This window comes from Devosia sp. (genome assembly GCF_039927955.1).
Classification (GTDB): domain Bacteria; phylum Pseudomonadota; class Alphaproteobacteria; order Rhizobiales; family Devosiaceae; genus Devosia.
In genome coordinates, this window is the sequence record NZ_JBDSUA010000032.1 from 70,830 (window position 1) to 91,990 (window position 21,161).

23 protein-coding genes are annotated in these 21,161 nt (G+C 60.5%); 11 read left to right on the forward strand and 12 right to left on the reverse strand.

Annotation, left to right across the window (positions count from 1 at the left end):
• Positions 1–47: 47 nt before the first annotated feature.
• From ABIT12_RS09680 to ABIT12_RS09695, 4 genes are all read right to left on the reverse strand, one after another.
• Complete coding sequence (locus tag ABIT12_RS09680) at positions 48–3,323, reverse strand: DUF4815 domain-containing protein (RefSeq protein WP_348045133.1); 3,276 nt, start codon at positions 3,321–3,323, stop codon at positions 48–50.
• A 40-nt stretch (positions 3,324–3,363) separates the two neighbouring features.
• Positions 3,364–4,215 carry a hypothetical protein gene (locus tag ABIT12_RS09685; RefSeq protein ID WP_348045135.1) on the reverse strand — a complete coding sequence of 284 codons (852 nt, stop codon included), beginning with the start codon at positions 4,213–4,215 and terminating at the stop codon, positions 3,364–3,366.
• A 591-nt stretch (positions 4,216–4,806) separates the two neighbouring features.
• On the reverse strand, positions 4,807–5,151 hold the full coding sequence (locus ABIT12_RS09690; RefSeq protein ID WP_348045139.1) for a plasmid mobilization protein: 345 nt from the start codon (positions 5,149–5,151) through the stop codon (positions 4,807–4,809).
• 15 nt (positions 5,152–5,166) lie between these two features.
• Positions 5,167–5,409, reverse strand: coding sequence for a hypothetical protein (locus ABIT12_RS09695; protein WP_348045141.1), 243 nt, complete (start codon positions 5,407–5,409; stop codon positions 5,167–5,169).
• Positions 5,410–5,543: 134 nt separating this feature from the next.
• Between ABIT12_RS09695 and ABIT12_RS09700 the strand changes: the two genes are divergently transcribed.
• Positions 5,544–5,906: a hypothetical protein gene (locus ABIT12_RS09700; protein ID WP_348063334.1), complete on the forward strand. Its 363-nt coding sequence runs from the start codon at positions 5,544–5,546 to the stop codon at positions 5,904–5,906.
• A gap of 5 nt (positions 5,907–5,911) precedes the next feature.
• Here the strand turns inward: ABIT12_RS09700 and ABIT12_RS09705 are convergent, their stop codons facing one another.
• From ABIT12_RS09705 to ABIT12_RS09735, 7 genes are all read right to left on the reverse strand, one after another.
• Positions 5,912–6,217, reverse strand: coding sequence for a DUF6074 family protein (locus tag ABIT12_RS09705; protein WP_348045143.1), 306 nt, complete (start codon positions 6,215–6,217; stop codon positions 5,912–5,914).
• Complete coding sequence (locus ABIT12_RS09710) at positions 6,214–7,068, reverse strand: hypothetical protein (protein ID WP_348045145.1); 855 nt, start codon at positions 7,066–7,068, stop codon at positions 6,214–6,216. Before ABIT12_RS09710 ends, ABIT12_RS09705 begins: the two co-directional genes overlap by 4 nt.
• 273 nt (positions 7,069–7,341) lie before the next feature.
• Positions 7,342–7,617: a hypothetical protein gene (locus ABIT12_RS09715; RefSeq protein WP_348045147.1), complete on the reverse strand. Its 276-nt coding sequence runs from the start codon at positions 7,615–7,617 to the stop codon at positions 7,342–7,344.
• Positions 7,614–7,811 carry a DNA-binding protein gene (locus tag ABIT12_RS09720; protein ID WP_348045149.1) on the reverse strand — a complete coding sequence of 66 codons (198 nt, stop codon included), beginning with the start codon at positions 7,809–7,811 and terminating at the stop codon, positions 7,614–7,616. Before ABIT12_RS09720 ends, ABIT12_RS09715 begins: the two co-directional genes overlap by 4 nt.
• On the reverse strand, positions 7,808–8,071 hold the full coding sequence (locus ABIT12_RS09725) for a hypothetical protein (protein WP_348045151.1): 264 nt from the start codon (positions 8,069–8,071) through the stop codon (positions 7,808–7,810). Before ABIT12_RS09725 ends, ABIT12_RS09720 begins: the two co-directional genes overlap by 4 nt.
• The gene (locus ABIT12_RS09730; RefSeq protein ID WP_348045153.1) at positions 8,068–8,529 is read right to left on the reverse strand and encodes a hypothetical protein; all 462 of its coding nucleotides are present in this window, start codon (positions 8,527–8,529) and stop codon (positions 8,068–8,070) included. Before ABIT12_RS09730 ends, ABIT12_RS09725 begins: the two co-directional genes overlap by 4 nt.
• 53 nt (positions 8,530–8,582) lie before the next feature.
• Positions 8,583–8,759 carry an Arc family DNA-binding protein gene (locus tag ABIT12_RS09735; protein ID WP_348045155.1) on the reverse strand — a complete coding sequence of 59 codons (177 nt, stop codon included), beginning with the start codon at positions 8,757–8,759 and terminating at the stop codon, positions 8,583–8,585.
• Positions 8,760–8,868: 109 nt separating this feature from the next.
• On the opposite strand from ABIT12_RS09735, the gene ABIT12_RS09740 reads away from it, so the two are divergent.
• The 4 genes from ABIT12_RS09740 to ABIT12_RS09755 all read left to right on the forward strand — a co-directional run bounded on the left by ABIT12_RS09740 (position 8,869) and on the right by ABIT12_RS09755 (position 11,473).
• On the forward strand, positions 8,869–9,336 hold the full coding sequence (locus tag ABIT12_RS09740) for an Arc family DNA-binding protein (RefSeq protein WP_348045157.1): 468 nt from the start codon (positions 8,869–8,871) through the stop codon (positions 9,334–9,336).
• Positions 9,333–9,620 (forward strand): hypothetical protein, encoded by a 288-nt coding sequence (locus tag ABIT12_RS09745; RefSeq protein ID WP_348045159.1) that lies wholly within the window; start codon positions 9,333–9,335, stop codon positions 9,618–9,620. The genes ABIT12_RS09740 and ABIT12_RS09745 overlap by 4 nt, the downstream gene beginning before the upstream one ends.
• Before the next feature lie 177 nt (positions 9,621–9,797).
• On the forward strand, positions 9,798–10,280 hold the full coding sequence (locus ABIT12_RS09750; RefSeq protein WP_348045161.1) for a hypothetical protein: 483 nt from the start codon (positions 9,798–9,800) through the stop codon (positions 10,278–10,280).
• Positions 10,280–11,473: a site-specific integrase gene (locus tag ABIT12_RS09755; protein ID WP_348045163.1), complete on the forward strand. Its 1,194-nt coding sequence runs from the start codon at positions 10,280–10,282 to the stop codon at positions 11,471–11,473. The genes ABIT12_RS09750 and ABIT12_RS09755 overlap by 1 nt, the downstream gene beginning before the upstream one ends.
• 585 nt (positions 11,474–12,058) lie before the next feature.
• Here the strand turns inward: ABIT12_RS09755 and ABIT12_RS09760 are convergent.
• Complete coding sequence (locus tag ABIT12_RS09760; RefSeq protein WP_348045169.1) at positions 12,059–12,439, reverse strand: hypothetical protein; 381 nt, start codon at positions 12,437–12,439, stop codon at positions 12,059–12,061.
• A gap of 301 nt (positions 12,440–12,740) precedes the next feature.
• Here ABIT12_RS09760 and ABIT12_RS09765 point away from each other — a divergent pair, with 301 nt between their 5' ends.
• The 6 genes from ABIT12_RS09765 to ABIT12_RS09790 all read left to right on the forward strand — a co-directional run bounded on the left by ABIT12_RS09765 (position 12,741) and on the right by ABIT12_RS09790 (position 21,010).
• Positions 12,741–13,388, forward strand: a complete 648-nt coding sequence (locus ABIT12_RS09765; RefSeq protein ID WP_348045173.1) for a protein-L-isoaspartate O-methyltransferase — start codon at positions 12,741–12,743, stop codon at positions 13,386–13,388.
• 126 nt (positions 13,389–13,514) lie between these two features.
• Positions 13,515–14,876, forward strand: coding sequence for a TolC family outer membrane protein (locus tag ABIT12_RS09770; protein ID WP_348045175.1), 1,362 nt, complete (start codon positions 13,515–13,517; stop codon positions 14,874–14,876).
• Positions 14,877–15,075: 199 nt separating this feature from the next.
• Positions 15,076–15,807, forward strand: a complete 732-nt coding sequence (locus ABIT12_RS09775) for a DUF2497 domain-containing protein (RefSeq protein WP_348045177.1) — start codon at positions 15,076–15,078, stop codon at positions 15,805–15,807.
• A gap of 141 nt (positions 15,808–15,948) precedes the next feature.
• Positions 15,949–18,702: a valine--tRNA ligase gene (locus ABIT12_RS09780; protein WP_348045179.1), complete on the forward strand. Its 2,754-nt coding sequence runs from the start codon at positions 15,949–15,951 to the stop codon at positions 18,700–18,702.
• Positions 18,703–18,776: 74 nt separating this feature from the next.
• Positions 18,777–19,784, forward strand: a complete 1,008-nt coding sequence (locus tag ABIT12_RS09785) for a CorA family divalent cation transporter (protein ID WP_348045181.1) — start codon at positions 18,777–18,779, stop codon at positions 19,782–19,784.
• Positions 19,785–20,194: 410 nt separating this feature from the next.
• The gene (locus ABIT12_RS09790) at positions 20,195–21,010 is read left to right on the forward strand and encodes a tetratricopeptide repeat protein (protein WP_348045183.1); all 816 of its coding nucleotides are present in this window, start codon (positions 20,195–20,197) and stop codon (positions 21,008–21,010) included.
• Positions 21,011–21,161: the final 151 nt, after the last annotated feature.

Genomic DNA, 21,161 nt, shown 5'->3' on the forward strand with positions numbered 1-21,161 from the left:
TTTCTTTCCTATTGCGATGGCGAGGGGTCGATCTGACCCCGCCCGGGTTAGATCGAATAGCCGCGCAGGGCGGCAATCGACAGGCGCTTGTCAGGCCCGCCGTTCAACGTGATGCGCAACCGGCCTTCGCTGGCCGTGTAGCTGGCTTTTTTATATTTTGGCTCAACCCAGCCATCGCCCAGCGTATAGGTGCTGTCCAAAGTCAGCGCCTGCCAGGCGTCGGTGGTGTCGTCGACGTCGGCCGTCACCGACGAGCCGGAGGGCAGATAAGCGGCAAACAGCGCATCGATTTCCTTGGTGGTGCCGATCTCGAACACGCGCGACACATAGGTGCCTGTGGTGCGGATGCGTCCGCCGGCGAGCAGCGTTCCGGGATAGAGCACGGGGCTGATCGACTCCGTGCCGGTGAGCACGGCACGCAAGGTCACCGTCTCCGAAACGAACTCAGAAAACTCGTGGGTTTGGCCCGAGGTCAGTTTGATGACGGACGCATCGGCTCGGACGATTTCGAACCGGAACCCGGCATCCTGCGTCGGGATTTCGATTGCCCCGCGCACCAGAAGGTCGCTCACCGATGACAGCGCGCCAGTCCAGAGGTTCTGCGTCCGCGTGTTCGAAGTAAAAACCGCCCCGACGATTTCGAAGGAAATGTCTTCGTCGGGATGCACCTGCCAGCTCACCCGGTTGGACGAGCTGAACATGTCGCCAATCGTGTAAGGCTGGGCGGAGACCCGCTCTTGCATCAAGCCGGTGCCCAGCACATCGCCCAGGCGGGAGGTCGACACCGCATGTTCGCCGTCCGCCGTCAGGATCACGAAGCAGTAGAGCCGGGTCGGGTCTAGGAAGACCGGCGCATCGAACCTGGCCAAGATCTTGTCGCCGGCATCGACCGTGGCCATGGAGACGAATGCCTCGGCCAGCACGTTGGTTGTGGGAAAACCGTTCTCCATCGCGGCAAGCTGGATGCGGATGCCGTTTTGCGGGTCGCCAACGGCCTCCATCCAGAAATTGACGCCCGTCACGAAGCGGGGTGCCGGAACGCGGAAGGATTGCGCCAGCGGGTCGGTGCTCTTTTGTGCCCAATCGGGGAGACTTGGATCGGCAAAACGAGGTGCGATCGGATTGGCCAACTGGTTCAGCGTTACGAACGTCTGCTGCACAATCGTGTTGTTGACGATCACCACCGGCGGCGGAGCGGCCCGCGTCACCAAGGTAACGCGGCGCATGGTGGCGACATCGATCTGTCCGGCGCCAACGAAGATCGCTTCGGCAAAGCTGTCTGCTGCGCCTTCGGCGTAGACCAGGCGGCGACCCACCGGCACGCCGGCAGGAATGTCGAAGGTCAGCGCGATCTCGCCGTCGGCGTCCGCCGTTTGCGTGCCCGCCGGCTTCACGTCGATGCCGTCGAAGGTGAGCACCGCGAGAGTTTCGCCAACCCCGAAGCCCGAAAGGGTCACGTCGATTGGGATCTGGCGAAGCGTCAGTGCAGCGGTCTGCTGATTGGCCGCCACCTCGTCAAAGCTGGTCTGCCCCGGCGGCACATTGGGCGCTGCGGTAAATTCCTGCGTGACAGGCGATGTCCACGTAACCTGCTGTTCCGTCCAGAAGTCGGCGGCGGGTTCCAGCCGCATACCAGCCGGGAACGGCGTGAAGTTGTCGAATGGATTAATGACCGAGAACGACGTCCGCTGTGGCTGCGAGACCACCACCTCTTCGGTGAACGGCAGGGTCAGCACCTCACCCAGAACCACCTGCATCAGCACATTGTCGATCGCCAGCTGCAGCACGCCGCGGTTGACGGCGGCGGTCTGGGCCTCGCCCGGGTCGCGGTAGAAATCATCGACGAAGGTGTCAGTAAAGATCCCGCGTTTGGAAACGGGCGTGCCGGGCACGCGCACGTCGCTTTCAAGGCGGGTCCGGTCGAACTGATCGAGCATGGTGATCAGGCGATTGAACAGCCGCCGTAGGCTGTCCTGCGTATAGTTGCGCGTGCCGTTGTTCGTCACCACCGGCACATTGAGCCAGTCATTTCGGACTTCGGCCAGCTTCAAAAGATTATCCGGCGCAATCGGCGGCAGAGCGCCGCGGCGGGCTGACAGGCCCTTCACGTACACCGGGCGCCCCGTGATATCGAGACACACCAGGTCAATACGCGGCACTTTCGAGGTATAGCCAAGGATGACCGGCTTGCTGTTGACCCCGCCATGAACCGTCACAGTGGTTTCGGTGTGGGTCGCCGTATCGAGCACCGACACGTTGTAAAGGTAGGTGACATCATAGGTCGATGCCGCCACCGGCTCGGCGCCGACCGGACCCCAGTTCACTGCATTGCCAGCCATGGCATAGGTCGCCGGATCGAAGGTGGTCGCGCCCTGGACGATGGATTCGATCTCGAAAGCGCCAGCAAAGGTCAGCGCATCGGTGCCGCCAGGCACGCCGCCACGCACCACCGATTCGACGGCGCGCTTGACGACAATCGCAATTGTCAGACTGTCGATTGGTGCCCGGGAAACCGGAATGGTTGTGCTGCCGCCAGTGCTTCCCGTGAAGGTATGGGTTTCACCGGACACCAGTTCCAGCGCAGGATCTTCCTCGGCAAGCAGCGTGAAGGCGGCTTCGCGGATGCGCTTATAGCCCTTGATGTTGGCAGTGCCCGCGCCGATGGAAAAGCGCTGGTTTTCGCCGGTCAGGCCCAAGGCGGTGACTTCACAGCCGTCCACGATGTAGTTGCCGTTCAGATCGTCGTCATAGATCGAAATCTGTTCGAGTACGCCCGACAGTGACGGTGGCGGCAGCTGAGTGATGATAGTCCCGCCCAGCAGGCGATAGACCGAATGAAGCTCGCCTTCCTGCCCGTCGCCGGTAAACCCCCACGCAAGGGCAATCTCCTGACGCGCAGCACCTGGCTCACCTTCCCCAGCCGTTCCGGGGTGCAGGCCATAGAGCGTCGGATCCTCGATCTCGGTGACGATAGTGCGAATGACGCGCACGCCGATACTCACCTCGCCATCCATAGGCACGTCGGCGAGAACCGCTTCCTCGATCGGGTAGATATCGCCACCGATATAAATGCGGCCGGCAAAGCAATGAACGGTGCCGGCCTCGGTATCGACATTGGCTTCAGCGCCGTCCGCGCGGTCGCCGTCCTTCATCACCCGGTCGGAGATCCGCTGGCCACGCAGGCGGGCAATGGTGTGGGCTTCGTTCAGGTCGGCGGCCTGGGCATAGAACTCCGCGCCTTCCCGGAACACCACTGCGGACGTGCCGGGCCGGGACGGCCCACGGTCATAGGCCGCAGGAACGCCGGGTACTTCGAAAGCCATTAGAGGCCTCCATTCTGGTCATCGGGTACGCCGGTCTTGGTCAGTGGATTTCCTGCGCATCACCACGGGGATCCTCATACGGTGCCGCGGCGACCAGCTTTGGCCGGGCGCCGGGCAGGGGGTTGCCCAGTGCGTCATGGGTGAGGCCGTGGGGAATACCGGGCGCGGAGAAACTAGGCGCAGGGCGGGGCGCTGAGGCAGGCGCAAGAGAGGGCGACGGCGCTTTTGGCGTCTGAATTTCTTCATCAACGAGATTGCTCGCACGCCGTAGCAGTTGAAGCCCCTGCGACACCGTGGGGGCAACATAAGGAGCGACAATATCGACGCCCGCGCGCACATCGTTGACCGTGAGCCAATCAGCGAATTCTGTAGCGTGCCGAGGTACGCCGATATGGCCAAAGCCAAGGGCGTGCATGGCAACAGCAGCGGTTTGGATCAGCCGGGCGCCTTCGGTAGCTGTCATTCTCACTGTAGCCAGCGCTTCACTTTTCCAAGTGCTGAGAGCTTCGGTGAGCGTGTCTTTTGCCTCCGCGACCTGCGTCTGGATTTTTCGCAGTTCGCCGGCAAGCACTTCGTTTCTGCCGCCGAATGAATCGAGCGCATTGCGTGCAGCAATGTGTTCAGAGCGGGCGGCCTCGACGTCCGCGGGAGCGGCCTGGTCAATTTCGCTGAGCGCCTGCGCGCGGACCAGAGCCTGCCGGGCATCGCTTTCGCGAGTGACGGCAGCTGCCTCAATGCCTGCATCGTTGAGCTTGGCTTTCACCGCGTTGTATCGATCGGTGGCTGTTTGCAGCGCGGTCAGGGCGGTGTCGATTTTGGGATCTGATGCGAAGGCAGCAATGAGTGCCTGTTCGGCGGTGATCTCGGCGTTGGTGGTAGGCGATGGCTTCATTTTTGACCTCATCAGCGCCCACGGCGGGCAGCGTTAGTTTTGGCAAGCGCTTCCGCCCAGCCGCCTCTCGGAGGCGTTGCCGCTTCCGCCTGCAAACCCTCAATACGGTCCCCTGAAGGCAATCCACCGCGGCGATCATTGAGGGCGGCCACAACCTTGCCCCATCCGTATCGGTCGACGTTGCCTGCAACAGCTGGCGGCACCACCCTTGGCCCGATGGCGCTCAAAGCCGGACGAGAAGCAAGCGGTGGCACGCTTGGGGGGGTAGGCACCGCTACCTGACGAGTTACGGCTTGAGCGGCTGGACTGCGGGCGGCGTCATCTGTCGTCGGCGCGCCGGTCGCTACTTCCGCCATTTTCAAGTCGGCTAGTCGGTTTGCCTCAGCATGGGCGCCGTAAATGTCATCTTCAAACTGCTCGGTTTTTAGCAATGCGCGTAGCGAGTTGGAGAAAAGCTCCGCTCTCTTTCGGGAGATCTGAAAACTGGTCAAACGGCCGGACATTTGAATTCCTTTGGAAAGGTGGGGCCGGAGAAATCGCCTCCGACCCCGCGCCCGCACCGGCGCGACACGTGCAACGGGCGATGGGAATTCAATTTTCGTACCCGACGATGCGAACTCGGACGGGATCAGCGGAAAGCTCGTCAGCGACTTCGCGCAGGATGCGGGCTAGGGCGATTTCGGGTGTGCCTTGGGCAAGTTCCAGGCGGATCTGCGTTGCCAACTGCTGGCACTCCGGCGACAGGGCGCGGCGGCGGATGAATTCGGCCATTGACACGCCGACGGCGTCCGCGCGGTCCCGGATCCGATCTTTGTCGTCGGCGAGAAGACGAACACGAATGTCGTCAGTCATCACCGGTGGTTTTGGGCGATTTTTCATAACTGGAATCTGACGCAAATCGCCCACGCGCGGGATGGCGAAAAGTACGAAAAGCACTTGGCGCAGTTCGAACTATGCGGCGACTTCAAACGCTGCCGCACCGATGTACTCCATCACGAGTTCGCTAGTGCGATCGCCGGATTTGAATGCATCAAGCGCAGGCCGGTTGGCCGCAGACACCATCAGCGCAGCGGCCAGCGCGACGCGCCAGGGCGAACCGGCTTCCATTTGGCGTCCGATGGCATATCGAATGCACCAATTCGATATGGTGTCGCGCGTCACATTGGCGGCGAATGCTGCTTGGCCGCGGGTCACAACAATGTCCCCCGGGAGCCATGCCATGGGAGCATTGTCAGGGAGTTCTGTAACGCAAATTCTCTCCGCATCGACAGTACGGGCCGTCATCATTGCGGTATAGCTCGGAGCGGCAATTCAGGTGGAGACGTGATGTGTTGTTTGAGATGATGACCGACAAGCAGGTTACTGAGGTGCCTTATGCTTCGCAGTACAGGCAGTATCTCGCTCGAATGAATGCTGAAGAAATATCCGCCATCCGAGCGGCGTTGAACGAGCTGATAGACGGCACCGAAATTAACACCGCAGGATGGATGCCGGGCGCTAACTGGATCGGGACGGCCTACGAACCGATCTATAGGAAAGCCGCTCGCCAAAACACCACCACAGCCGCGAAATGCTTCGGGCTCATGGTATGGGAGGTATTCATGGATCGCCCTGAGCGTTGGTACTCCGGTCGTTTCGAAAAGGACGGAGAGCCAATCGGGAGCCGGACGTACTTTCGGCCCCAACTGTAGAGAGGTCATGCCGCACCGCCCGGCCGCTGCCGGCCGTCATCGGCGGCGATATGTTGTCCGACCGCGAGGTGGAAGTCTGACAGCTGACGGTCGATCTCGCTCGGGCTGACCCCATGTCGGCGAAGCTCTTTCTTCAGATCTTCTATGGTTCTGCGCCAATATCCTTCCTGACCCTGGATCGTCTTCCTGGCGATCAGCGTTGCCGCCGTCTTCCTGATGGTCCTGCAGCGTTTTGCCAGCGGGAACGGAACGATTAGGGCGGAAGGCAAAACAACTGATTGGGCTTCTGAAAAAAGGTCTAGCTGACTCATCTCTTCCCTCCCGCCGCTGAACTGGGACGGTTTTTGTCCGCATCTCCCATGGGGATCGAGTGGACAACCGAGTTGCCGTCTGGAATGGGACGATTTCTGTCCGCATCTCCCTCTTCTATGGAGCAGCGGACAGGAATCGTCCCAGTATGCATTTTGCGGTAGTATACAGATCGAGACATCCCGGCCGCCTCCCATGGACTAAGTGGTTGGGGGCTGCGGGCCAAGGCCCGCTGACCCGCCTTGCGTGCCCTGTCCTTTCGCTTACGACGATCTCTTGCCGTTTCGTCAAAACTGCCGATTTTGTCGATTGCCCCAGCGTCAATCTTTTTGGCGGCATCAAGCTCAATTAGGGCGTCTCGCTCCTGCCATGTCAGTTTGACAAGCCTGCCTACCTCATCGCCGCTGAGCGGCGCATATTGGGCGGCGCGGCGCCACTGCGTTGCCCGCGCTGCAATCGGTACCAAAGTTGATTTATCAATGCCGATGCCTAGGTATTCGCACTGCCCCTCAACATTCCGAACGGTCATCGACGGGCCGAACACCGCGCCGGCGATATCCGCCGCGATTGTCGCCCAAGCGACCATGTCTTCGATTACAAGGCCATCGCTGCGTCGATAGCGAACCAACTCCCTGAGTGCCTTGCGGCGACCTCGGCCAAGCATTTCCAGGAGAGTGAAGCGCTGCGGGGTGCGGTAATCGATCGAGCCGCCGCTAACCGGTGGCAAATCATAGCCAATGACGCAGTCTCCCACGGCGACTATCACCGCACTTTTGGGAACAACCCGGGCCACCGTTTCGTCGGCCCGAGGATCGTCGTGTCGGTAGATAGCGGCGGGCAAGTTCCGGGTCATTTCAACCCATCCTGGCCAGCTTTGTGTAGCTGGAATAACGCCCGCCGTGCGTCCTCAATTTTTGGGTGCGTTGCTAGGTATTCGTCCCGCGGCCCAAAGGTCTCGCACCCGCGATCGGTCACGCGGATCGTTCCGATGGTAACAGTCCCAGAAGTTACTGTTTCAGTTCTCGGTGTGAGTTTCATAGCGGCCACCCCGCCACCAACAGCATCAGGGACGCGGCCAGGGCGGCACCCGTGAGGGCGCCGCGTAGGATGTGTTCTAGGGGGTGGGTCAATCGGATGAGCCTCCGTCGACAAGTTTCGCCGACGTCTTGATCAGCTCCACATCGATCGTTCGCTCGAGTTGTTGCCACCAAGTTTCCTCGGTGAGCTCGTCAGCGGCCCAAGACGCCTCCCAAGACAAGCTCAAGGCAAGGCTTTGAGGAGTGCCAGGGAACGCCTTGAGTATGGCCTGCTGGCCATCTAGCCCCTCGGTGATGGCTTTGAGCGCAGCATCAATCATCGCCGCTTTCACCTGCGCGCGAAGGTCTTCATTTGGAATTGTCATGCCGCCACCTCAGCAAAGAACGCCTCGAGCGCCTTTCGGGAAGCGACCCAACGGGTACCGCCGACCCGACGCGCCGGCAATGCGCCGGATTCGAGAAGATGGAAGGTTTTGCGCTCGGTGCAGCCGATGACCTGGGCGATAATTTTGCAGCCCCATAGCAGATCGAGATTTTCCGGTTCGGGGGAGACGCTCATTGCGCACTCTCCAGTTCGGCGATCCGCTCGCGGATAGCGATCGAGCGGGTGCGCAGTTCCTCAATCAGAAACAACGTGTCGAGTACGCCTTCTTCCTGGAAATGAAAGGTAAGCATTGACCCGTCCACCTTCGCTGCGCGCGAAATGCTGAAGTCGCCTTCGAGTTGGTTGCTGGCAATCGAGGCAATGCGCTCCATCGCCATGGCCTCGTTGAGCAGATGGACAAGCAGAGAAACCTGGGGCTTGGGCGAGGCGGTCATGCCAGCACCTCGTCGAATAGAGCGCGGTCGGCATCGGACATGGCGTCAATGTCACGAATGACGGTTTCCAGACCGGCAATGGCTACTTGGGTAGCCTCAGGCGTGTTGCTGCCGCCCATCGGCTCTCCACCACGGTCCATTGCGCGATATTTCCGGACTTTGGGGCCAGAAGGACCTTCTTGGACTGTTAGCTTTGCTCCGTCGGCGATACTCATGGTCATGCCGATAACGCCATCGGCACGAACGAACTCGACCTTGCCGCAATAACCCCAGGTCTGCAGAACCCGGCACGAGTCATACATCGGCACGGCCGACCTAGTGACCACGGGTTGGCCGTCCAGGGTGGTGGAGAACTTTTGAGCCTCACCGGGGTTCAGCGAGCGGGAGCGATCTTCGGCGATCAGCAGGGTGTGTTTCGCCGTTGCGCCCAGAGCGGGCGAAGGTGTATTGGTGGTCATGTTCATTTCCATTGATGTGGGATTGATCGGTTCCGCCTTGCCCGGCGGGGCTTTTAGGCCGAAGCGGTTGCTGCCGTTTCGGCCTTTTCGTTTTCGGAAGACAATGCCTGTTCGAGCATTTTGACGATCTGGGAGTTCATCGAACGTCGCTCCCGCAACGCCGAAATCTGCAGGCGGTCGCGAATTTCTCTAGGTATACGAAGTTTGAACTGAGGGTCTTTCTGGTCCAAGCGGGATGCTCCTTTGGGTGCGACTTGCATCCATAGCAATGACACGGTAAAGACGTGGGTGCAAGTAGCATCCATAGACTTTTTGGGTGCAAGTAGCATTCATGAGCTGATGAGCACTGAACCGAAATACCCGAGTCAACTAGCCGAGCGTTTTCAGATCCGCCTCCCGGAGGGGATGCGCGACACCATTCGGGACGCCGCACAAAAGAGCGGCAGATCGATGAATGCTGAAATCATTTGGCGTCTTCAGTGGTCTGTCGATGAAGATCAGGCCAACGAAAGGGCGCAAGCCCACCATCGACTGCTTGAGCAGGTATCGGACGGCACATTGAGTGCAGATGCGGTCCCAGACATGTCGAAGAACTCCGGCGCACCTGATGTTGAAAGTCCGGACAACTATGGTTCGACGGTCACCATAGGGCGCTCACCAAATTGGCAGCCCCGGCCATTGTCTCCGGATCTTGCCGCAAAGCTCGAAGAAATCACCGGAACGCTGAGCACTCTGCTTGAGGAAAACAAGTTCCTTCGGGAAGAGGTCTCCGCTCTGCATCGCCAGATGCCAAAGGATGGCCAATGAACCGCTTCCTTGCCGACATGCTCGGCTTCCTCAACATCGTTGTCGCCTCGGCGATAATCGCCGCCGGCGCCTTAGTCGGGTACGGCTCACAGGTCTTCACCGGACGCGAGAGCACCGGCCTGATGATTGGCGGAACAGTGGGCTTGATCGTCGCGGCGTTTTTCTGCGGCACGATCGCCTACCTGGCGCTCATTGAGGGGCATCTGCGGACGATTGCTGAGTATCGGGGTGGTGGCGCTGGCGGGATGCCGTCGCCGTTGGTACGGCAGGAGCCGCGGCTGTGAGGGTGCTGCCATGATCCCCGAGATGCTGAGTTCGGGGGCCTTCTGGGCGCCGGTGGTTTCTAGCGCCGTGCTGGCTGGTGTTTTTGGCGCGGAGCTGTCCCCTGGGTATCGCAGTTGGATTGAAGGCGGCACTAGGAAGCACTTCGACGGGGCCGTAGTCTTACATATGAGACCGTTATGTTAGATTCTCTGATGACGCCTCAAGTTGGTGGCGAAGCCATAAAATTGGCAGCGTCGGTGGGCGGAGCTCTCTTGGTCGCGAAACTGGCCGTACGCTGGGCGCTTGACCGATATAAAAAAGAGAAGCTGTGGGACCGGGAGGTCACCGCTCTAACTGACGTTTTACTCGCGATTGGAGAGCTTCGAGCAATCAACTCGGAATGGCTGCGCGAGCTTGAAACCGGTGTTCACAGCGGCGAAGCTGCAGATGCCGCCAGAGAGACTCGGTGGCGTATCGCCAAGGCCAAGTTGGATGCAGTCGCGAGCCTGGCAGCGATGATACTGCCAAAGAGGGCGCAGAACGACATCATCTTACTCAGCGCGGCGCTCCGCTCAGAAGGCAAAGAGTGGAGCACACGATTGAAGGATACTGACAAAGCCCTGACGATTATAAACGACAAGTTGCTGGAACACGGCAAAAAACACTTGCGTGGCGACTGATGTCCGTTCGCAAGCGCACATGGACGACCAAGGGCGTCGAGAAGACGGCGTGGATCGTCGATTACGTCGATGGATCCGACACCCGCCGCCTAAAGACCTTCAAGACCAAGAAGGAAGCCGACACCTTTGCCGCCACCGCCCATCTCGAGGTCCGCGATGGAAACCATGTGGCCGATTCCGCAAGCGTTACTGTGGAGGTCGCCGGCAAACTATGGCTGGCGGCCCGGGAGCGGGCAGGGCGGGAACGAACGACTATCGATCAATACAGGCAACACCTGGACCTGCACATCGTGCCGTTCATTGGTGGCAGCAAGCTGACGACGCTCAACGCGTCGACGCTGCACGCTTTCCGCGAGAGATTGCAGGACGAAGGCCGTTCTCAGGCGATGGTCAAGAAGGTGATGGTCAGTCTGGGATCTCTGATTGCCGACGCGCAGGATCGCGGACTTGTTTCAAGGAACGTCGTGCACGAGATGCGCGGCCGTCTCGGCGCAAGCGACGGACGCGCTGCACTGCGTGCAAAGGCGAAGTTGCGCGTTGGCGTTGACATACCCGCACCTAGCGAGATCAAAGCCATCGTGGGCGCCCTTGAGGGCCGCTGGCGCCCCTTGCTGCTGACTGCAATCTTCACCGGCCTACGGGCGTCTGAGTTGACTGGGTTGACCTGGCCAGACGTCGACCTGACGAAGAAGGTGCTGCACGTCCGGCAGCGAGCGGACAGGTACAAGGAAATCGGCCGTCCCAAGACTGGCGCAGGCGATCGAGAGGTTCCCCTAACGCCGATGGTCGTCAACACGCTGCGGCAGTGGAAGCTAGCAGGCACGAAGAGCGACACGGGCCTAGTGTTCCCCAATTTGAAGGGCAAGCCGGAGGCCCTGCAGCCGATCGTGCGGGATGGGTACCAGGCTGCGCAAATGCGGGGAGGCGTTGTGGTGGCCTCAGGCAAGCTTGATGCCGCTGGCAAGCCACTCACCCTAGCTAAATACACTGGCCTGCACTCCATTAGGCACTTTTATGCCTCCTGGTGCATCAACCGCCGGGCAGATGGTGGCCTCGAGTTGCCGGGCAAGGTCGTGCAGGAGCGCCTTGGACACTCGTCTATCACAATGACCATGGACACATATGGGCACTTGTTCCCGCGCGGGGACGACGGTGAAGAGATGGCTGCCGCCGAGCGGGCCCTTCTGCTGTGAGGGTGGGTAAATTCCTCATTAGAGGCTCGCTTTCCCTGCTTCTGCTCGGCGGTTTGTACTGGGGAGGAGTAACTGCCTGGGGTGAATTCCAATACCGCAGGAACTGGTATCCAGGTTTAGACTGCGACCCCACAAATCTAAATGTGGAACTCGTCGATAAGGCCTTTCGAGTGTTGATCTCCCAAAAGATGCAGCTTCCTGACCCAAAAACGGCAGTTTTTGATTTCAAACGGCATGATCAGGAGGATTGGCCGTCTTTCAACGGGGGAGTTTCGGTCGACAGCCACGGTGAACAGAAGGGCTTTGGCTTTGAGGGAAATGGCTGCGGATTGTCTTTTTATGGGCCAAACTTAGAGGCTGATGTAGACCTAGTGCATATGGCAGTGGACCAATTTAGAAGGTATTGAACGCCACACCGCGCGCTGTGTGCGACATAGACGCGACATAACTCTGGAAACTCCAGCAAAACCAGCTTCGGCGTCAGATTGCAAATCCGCGTACTCCGGTTCAATTCCGGACGTGGCCTCCAGCTTTTCCGACAGTTTTGCGCTCGAATTTCCGCTGTTTGCGGAAGCTTCCGCGTCGCTAATTTCCTGTCAGATTGATCAGCTTGGTCGAGGTGTTGCCTGCCTTGCAGGTGTAGCAGCAGTTGGTGCAGGTCTGCGAGTAGCCGTGGCCGACGCCCCATTGTAGGTCGCCTTCGACCTCCCAGGCGCCGTAGCAGATTTTCTCGCCGCGCCGGCAATTCAGTTTGTAGTTGTGGGCCTGGTAGTCATCCAGCAGCCACGACCGGTTGTTGCCCGGCCAATACAGGTTTCGCGAGGGCGAATAGAATTCGAGCCGGATCTCGTAGTCGTAGCTACTCTTGATCGGGAAGGTCAGCGTGTCGGCCTTCGCCGGCGCGACCATAAAGGCCATGCCCACGGCCATGGTCAGCAGACAAATAAGCTGGATCAGTTTTTTCACGACGCGCCCCCCTGCGTTAACGCCCAGTCAATCATGAAACCAAATGCCGAGTCCATGTTAAGCCATGGTTCGATAGCCCTGCTAAGGCTGGTTTTCTGCGCCAGTTTTGGTTGATCGGGAAAATGTCGTGCTTTGCGGCCGGGCCATTGTCGGATATCTGGTCAGCAAGGCCGGGCAAGTCCTCCATTTCCCCGCGTCAGTCCGTCGCATGGTGTCGCGGTTGTGTGCATCGGCTTGCGCGCAGACGGGCGGGAGGATATGCACGTCCAGCATATGAAGGCGATTTTAGGGACAGGGTCCGATGAGCGATTTCGAGCGCGCGCGCAAATTCATGGTCGATAATCAGCTCCGCACCAGCGGCATCACCGACTGGCGCATTCTGGCGGTAATGAGCGATGTGCCGCGCGAGATGTTCGTGCCCGAAGCGCGCCGTGCGGTTGCCTATGGCGACGTCGACCAGCCGCTCGGTTCCAGCCGGTATCTGTCGGCCGCCGCGCCGTTCGCCAAGCTGGTCCAATTGGCCGAAATCGGTCCAACCGATACCGTGCTCGATATCGGTGCCGGTAGCGGCTATTCCACTGCCGTATTGGCAGGCCTTGCCGCCAGCGTCACCGGCGTTGAATCCGATGCTGGTCTGGCTGCTGCCGCTGCGGTCAATCTGAGCGCGCTGGGCATCACCAATGCCAAGGTCGTTCAGGGTGCGCCGGAAGCCGGCGTCAAAGGCCAGTTCAGCGTCATCGTCGTGGAAGGCGCCATCGCCGCCGTGCCGCAGGCGCTGCTGGGTCAGTTGGCCGATGGCGGGCGTCTGGTGGCGCTGTTGCAGGACAAAGGCCCTGCCGTAGCCCACATTTATGTGCGTTCAGGCAAGGACACTGCGGGCCGCGCCGAGTTCAATGCCAATCTGCCACCGTTGCAATTCGCCAAGCGCGAAGAGCATTTTGTATTCTGAACGTACCAAGTGTTGCTCCTGAATCACGGCGTGCATTAATCTTTCATTAATATCCTGCAGAGATTGCCGCGGCCGGTTGTGTACCCCATGTGCCGGGCATAGTGTTTTGGGGATCGGAGACCGTCGATGTCGTTTCGTGTGAATTTGGCTGCAAGCATTGTGGCGCTGAGCCTGGCCGCGCTGACCGTCGGGGGCGCTCAGGCGCAGTCTATCAGCCAGGCGCTGGCCGCTGCATATCAGTATGCACCGGATTTGCAGTCCGCCCTGCTGAACGCCAAGGTTTCGGCGGAAAATGTGGCCCTGGCCAAGTCACGCAAGTTGCCCACCATCGGCGGTTCGATTACCGCGACCGATAGCTGGCAGGTCAATAACGGCAATTTAAACGACTCCAAGTCGCTGACGGCGGGCCTGGCCTACAACCAGACCTTGTTCGACAATTTCCAGACCGAGGCGCAAATCGAAGCCGCCCGGGCCGGCGCTGAAGCGGCTGAATATCAAATTCAGAACACCGAGCAGAACGTGCTGCTGGCCGTAGTTCAGGCTTACATGAATGTGCTCAATGACCGTGAGCTCGTTGCCTTGCGGCAGGACAATGTCAGCTTTTTCGATGCGCAGTTGAAATCGGCGCGGGATCGCCTGGGTGTTGGTGAAGGCACCAAGATCGACGTGGCGCAGGCTCGGGCGCGCCAGGCCCAGGGCCTTGCCGCCTACCGCGCCGCCCAGAGCAGCCTCGAAATCAGCAAGGCGACGTTCCAGCGCTATGTTGGCGCTTCGCCGCAGAACTTGTCGGCGAGCCACAATTTCGGTCATCTGCTTCCCAATACGCTGGAGAAGGCTATTGCCTCGGCCGAGGCCAATCATCCGGCCCTGCGCATGGCCAAGGCGGCGATCCGCGCTGCCCAAGCTGGCGCCGATGGCGCGGGTGCAGCGTTTGGCCCGACGATGACGTTTACCAGCAGCGTGGGCACCGGCCTTTCCGAACCAGGCGGTTCGCAGGGCATCAGCGGCCAGTTCAAGCTGGGTCTTTCGGTGCCGATCTATGCGGGTGGCGCTATCGGCGCTGGTGTCCGCAAGGCCAATCTGGAGCAGATCAAGTCGGAAGTTGACGCGATGTCGGCTTACGATCAGGTGCGTCAGGCGGTGATTTCAGCCTGGTCGGGCATTCAGAGCGCCGACGCACAGATCCAGGCGGCTGACGCTGCCGTTGCCTCGGGCCGCGAAGTGCTGGATGGCGTCATCCAGGAACGTGATCTGGGCACAAGAACCACTCTCGACGTGCTCAATTCCCAGGCCGAACTGGAAACGGCCCGTGAAGGGCTGATCAATGCCTCGACGCAGAAAGTGGTGGCGACATTCTCGCTGCTGGCCGCGACCGGGCAGTTGACGGCTGGTTCGCTGGGGCTGCCGGTTCAGGTTAAAAGCGCCGCCGCCTACAACGCCACCGTCGAAGACGTGTGGCAGGAATTGCGCTCGGTCGAGGACAAGTGAGCCTCCTCTGACGCCAAATCGACGCAATAAGTGGTGGCCGGGTCATTCCCGGCCACAAGTTTTAGTGGAAGACCGGATTCCGGGCCCTTGTGATGATTCCTTAACGATGTGGCGAGGTTTAAGGTAGTCTTACGAATCAGGACACACGCCTCGGCGGATGGCGCTGCTCCTGAACAGTACGCTTGAGTATGAGGCACCGATGAACAAGCCTGCGACCAAAGAGCCCTCGATGGACGAGATTCTCTCGTCGATCCGGCAGATCATTGCCGACGACGACGCGGCTGGTGTGCCTCGCAGGCCGGCATTGCAGGCCGCACCCCCGCCGATGCAGGCGACCCCGGCGCGCCCAACGGCCATCGGTGGCGGTCTCAGCGATATGCTTGAGGACATGGAGCCGCTGGCGCTCTCGTCCTCGCAGATCCTTTCCGACATGGGCGACGACAGCGATGATGCGGGGCCGCTGAGCTTTGACGCGCTGCTGGCGGGTGCCGACGAAGAAGAGGCCGGCGATGTGGCCTTGGACATGAGCAAGCTCGTTGTTCCTGATGACATTGCCTTTGACGCCGAGGACGATACGGAATCCCTGCTCAGCGCGTTTTCGCCGCCTGAGCCGGAACCGGAGCCGGAGCCGGCGTTTGCGCCGCCACCCAAGCAGCAGCGCAGTGTAGAGCAGGTTTCGCCGCTGCCTGATCCAACGCTCAGCCGCGATATGGCCGAGCAGTTGATCGAACCGGCCACCAATGCGGCAGTGCGCAGCACCTTTGCCAAGCTCAACAATCTGGGTCTGGGCACGCATGGCATCACCATCGAATCGATGATGCGCGACATGCTGCGTCCGATGCTCAAGGAGTGGCTGGACGAAAACCTGCCAAGCGTCGTCGAACGCATGGTGGAAAAGGAAATCTCGCGGATTTCGCGCGGCGGGGAGTAATCCCGGCCGCATCCGACACATTGCGGGCGATCGCAGTTGACCCTGCGGCCCGCATTTGCTTGAAGACATGCAATTCTTCTATCCGGCCCGTCCAGATCCGAACAAGGATTTTGGCGGGCTGTTGCTGTTGTGAGTGACGTTATGATCGAAAAGACCTACGAGTCTGCCGCTGTTGAAGGCCGCATCTATGAGCAGTGGCTCAAGGCCGATGCCTTCGCTGCCGGAGCAGGGGCGGCGCCAGGCGCGGAAACCTTCACCATCGTCATTCCGCCGCCCAACGTCACCGGTTCGCTGCATATCGGGCACGCGCTCAACAACACCATTCAGGACATTCTGGTGCGGTTCAACCGCATGCTGAAAAAGGATGTGCTGTGGCAGCCGGGCACGGACCATGCCGGCATTGCCACCCAGATGATTGTCGAGCGGCAGTTGATGGAGCGCCAGCAGCCAGGCCGTCGCGAGATGGGCCGCGAGAAATTCCTCGAACGCGTGTGGGAATGGAAAGGCGAGAGCGGCGGCGTGATCATGAATCAATTGAAGCGATTGGGCGCTTCTGCTGATTTTTCACGCGAACGTTTCACCATGGGTGAAAACGGCGCTGCCGACGACCAGATGGTGCGCGCCGTCACCAAGGTTTTCGTCGAGCTGCACAAGCGCGGCCTGATCTATCGCGCCAAGCGGCTGGTCAACTGGCACCCGGGCCTGGAAACCGCGATCTCCGATCTCGAAGTGGAGAATGTCGAGATCAAGGGCCATATGTGGCACCTGCGCTATCCACTGGCCGATGGCGTCACCTATCAATTCCCGATTGCCCATGACGAAGCGGGCAAGCCGACGGAATGGGAAACCCGCGACTATATCGTGGTGGCCACCACGCGCCCCGAAACCATGCTGGGCGATAGCGGCGTTGCCGTTCACCCCGAGGACGAGCGCTATAAAAGCCTGATCGGCAAGTTTGTCGATCTGCCGCTGGTGGGCCGCCGCATTCCGATCGTCGGCGACGAATATGCCGATCCGACGCTGGGCACAGGCGCGGTCAAGATCACCCCGGCCCACGATTTCAACGACTTCGAGGTCGGCGTCCGCAATAATCTGGAACAGATCAACATCTTTACCACGCGCGGCGAGATCGTCGACAGCGCGCCGGAAGCCTATCGCGGCCTGGACCGCTTCGTTGCGCGCAAGAAGATCGTTGCCGATCTGACGGCGCTGGCCGAAGAGCAGCCGACGCGCGGCCTCGACCATATCGAAGACAAGAAAATCATGGTTCCCCATGATGAAAAGTCCAAGCTGGTGGTGATCGAGCCATTCCTGACCGACCAGTGGTGGGTCAAGGCCGATGTGCTGGCCGAGCCTGCAATGGCGTCGGTGCGCGAAGGCCGCACTAAGTTCGTGCCGCAGCAATACGAAAACACCTATTTCGCCTGGCTGAAGGACATCAAGCCATGGTGCATTTCGCGTCAGCTGTGGTGGGGTCATCAGATTCCGGCGTGGTACGGCCCGGATAACGCGGCTTTCGTTGCTTACAACGAAGCCGAGGCCAAGGAACTGGCCGCTACGCACTATGGCAAGCCCGTCGAGCTGCGCCGTGACGAAGACGTGCTCGACACCTGGTTCTCGTCCGCCCTGTGGCCGTTCTCGACCCTGGGCTGGCCCGACGACACCGCCGAACTGCGTCGCTATTACCCCACCGATGTGCTGGTCACCGGCTTTGATATCATCTTCTTCTGGGTGGCCCGGATGATGATGATGGGCCTCGAATTCCTTGAGGGAGAGCCGTTCCATACCGTTTACATGCACGCGCTGGTCCGCGACGAAAAGGGCCAGAAGATGAGCAAAACCAAGGGGAACGTTATCGATCCCCTCGAACTCATCGACCAGTACGGCGCCGACGCCACCCGCTTCACGCTGGCCGCCATGGCGGCGCAGGGCCGCGATATCCGTCTGGCCATCAACCGCGTCGAGGGCTATCGCAACTTCGTCACCAAGCTGTGGAATGCCGCGCGCTTCCTCGAAATGAACGAGTGCCGCCGCGTCGCAGGCTATGATCCCAGGGCCAATACGCTGCCGCTCAATCGCTGGATCGTCGGCGCCACCGCCCGTGCCGCTACGGCGATCACCAAGGGCATTACCGACTACAAGTTCAACGAAGCCGCTAACGCCGCCTATGATTTCGTCTGGGGCAGCTTTTGCGACTGGTATGTCGAGTTCGCCAAACCGGTGTTCATGGGCGAGAACGAGGCCGCCAAGGCCGAAACCCGCGCCACTGCCGCATGGGCGCTCGACCAAATCCTCAAGCTGCTGCATCCGTTCATGCCCTTCATCACCGAAGAGCTGTGGGCGGAAACCGGCCAGCACGGTCCGGCCCGCACCAGTTTGCTGATCCTTGAACAATGGCCGCAGCTCGACGGCCTCGAAGATGCCGCCGCCGATGCCGATCTGGGCTGGCTGCTCGACGTCATTACCTCGGTTCGCTCCGTGCGCACCGAAATGAATGTGCCGGCCTCGGCCAAGTTGCCGCTGGTGGTGGTTGGGGCCGATGAAACCACGATGCGGCGTCTGGTCGCCAATACTTCGCTGATCACCCGTCTGGCCCGGCTGGAAGAGATTGCGCCGCAGGCGACGATCCCGGCTGGCTCGGCGCAGTTCGTGGTTGGTGAGGCCACCTGGGCCTTGCCGCTGGCCGGATTTATCGATCTCGACGTCGAAAAGGCGCGTCTCGGCAAGGAAGTCGCCAAGCTGGCTGGTGAAGTCGAGGGCATCGACAAGAAACTGGGCAATGAGCAATTCGTCTCCAAGGCGCCTGAAGAGGTGATCGAGGAACAGAAGGCCCGTCGCCAGGCTGCCGCCGACCGCCGCGACCGCATCGCCGAGGCTCTGCAGCGCCTGAGCTGACGCAAAGGTCATTCCCGCGTTCGCGGGGATGACATCAAAACGGTATAGGGCAGCGGCCAGCCAGAAGGGTTGCCATGGACGACGGTGCGGCATCGATATCGGAAAAGGCAGCGCGCAACGGCACCGTTGGGGCAGGGATCGTGCTGGTGTTCGACGGCAAGGGCGGCGTGACCCGCCATGCCACCGGCGAGGAAAAGCCGCATGTTCCGGCGCGCGGCTTTTATGTGGTCAGCGGCAATTCACGGGCGCCCGAATTCAAGGTTTGGCTCAAGCAGGAAGTGGGCATTTTCAATGCCGACCTGCTGACCGTGCCCAGCAGCCGCTCGCGCTGCACGGTGCTCGATGACAAGGCCTTGGTGGTGATGCGGGTGGCGCGGCCCGGTGCAGAGCCCGATGACATCGGCCGCCAGCTGATGACGATGTGGATCGAAAAGGGCCGCGTCATCATTGCTTCGGAACTCAATGTGCCCGATTTTCTGGGCATCACCCAGTGGGAGCAATCCCGTCATGCCCCGGTATCGCCAGCCGATCTGGTGACCCGGCTGGGGCTGCGCTCGGCAGACCGCCTGGAGCCATTGGTGGAGATGCTGGGGGATCGGCTGGACGATATCGAAGAGGGGCTGATCGTCCGGGGCGCCAACAAGACCTCGGATAGGCTGGCGCATTTGCGCCGCACGCTGATCAATTTCCGCCGGCTGGTCTGGCCGCTGCGTGATGTGCTCAACACGCTGGAAATCGAAGAACTGTCGTTCCTGACGGCGCGGGACCGGTTGAAACTGCGCGAAGCATCCGGGCGGGCAGCGCGGCTGGGCGACGAATTGCAGGCGCTTTCCGAACGCGCCGTGCTGGTGCATGAACAGATTATCGACAGCCGTTCCGAAGAGATGAACCAGACCATGTTGCTGCTGGCGGCGGTCACGGTCGTGTTCATGCCGCTGACGCTGCTGACCGGCGTTTTGGGGATGAACGTCTCGGGCATTCCGTTCTCAGACAATTTCCACGCCTTCTGGGTGGTCTGTCTGACAATGCTGATCATCGCCGGCGGGCTGGTCTGGTGGATGCGCAAGCGCCATTGGCTCTAGTTTCTGTGTTGAATCCGCAACAGCGATTTATGATTCACGCTGCCAGCCTTTCCGTCAACGATTTGGCGAGACTTGCCGCCACAATGTAACCCAAAACCGGGGTGAAGACCTTGGTTTGGGCGAGCATATGATGGAAGGCGGATCTGGCGATGCGCCGAATTTCCATTGAATTCTCGCAATATCGAGCAGATTTGCCATGCTCGCAGGCATGTGATGTGGCCGCCACCATTGTGGCCACAGAGCAGAGTCAGCATGGCGTGATGCAAGGTTGGAACTGGAATTTCGGGCTTCGGTCGACGGCGCTTCCCGTCGGGACAAAAGTTGCAGCGGCGGGGCGCAGGCTGCACGAGGCCCAGTTCGGTTCTGGGATGTGTTTGGATGTCCGCGCTGGTGCGGGCAAAAGGAGTATTATGCGGATATTTAGGGATACATCCCTGATCTCCGTTGCGACGGCGGCGGCGATCGTTTTTTCGGTCGCTTCCATGCCGGTGCAAGCGCAGACCGCTGCCGATGCAGCGCTCAACATGGCCAATATGATGGACGGCGCCGGCGGCGGTATTTCCGGCGACGATCTGATTTCGGCGCTGCAGGGCGCGGCCGATGCCGGCCAGCCCATGGCCATGTGGCAGCTCGGCACCATGTATGAAAATGGCGAAGGCGTCGACAAGGACCCTGCCAAGGCCTTTGAATACTTTTCCCAGATCGCCAATGATCACGCCGATGCCGCGCCCAAGGGGCTTGAGGCTGATATCGTGGCCCAGTCTTTCGTCAAGGTTGGCGATTACTATCGTGATGGCCTGCCCAGCGCCGGTATCAAGGCGGACGCCGAACGTTCCCACGCGCTCTTGCTGCACGCCGCGTCGTATTTTGGCGACGCCGATGCGCAATACCGCGTTGGCGAGCTGTACCTGGAAGATGACGGCTTCGGCGTCAATCCGCTGCAAAGCGCCCGCTGGCTGTCGCTGGCCGCGCGCAAGGGCCACGTCAAGGCCCAGGCCCAGTTGGGCGATCTGCTGTTCAACGGCATGGAGGGCGTCGAACGCCAGCCGACCGAAGGCCTGATGTGGCTGACGGTGTCGCATCAGCGCGCCGTCGGCACGGCCGATCAGGCCTGGGTGGAAGAACTGCTCAACCGCGATGTTTCGGTAGCAACGCCCAAGGAACGCGCCGATGCGGTGGCGCTGGCTGACTCGCTGGGCAGCAAGTTCGGCGGCATCCCGAAGTAGGGTTGGCTTAGCGCTAGCGACCAGAACCCCCTCCCTTCCCTCCCCACAAGGGGGAACTGTTTACCTACGATCCTTTTTGGATTCTTGTGCTGTGCAAGTGATTTGCTCAGGAGGATGGGATGGATTGTCCCCGGTGTGGTGGTGCGCATCT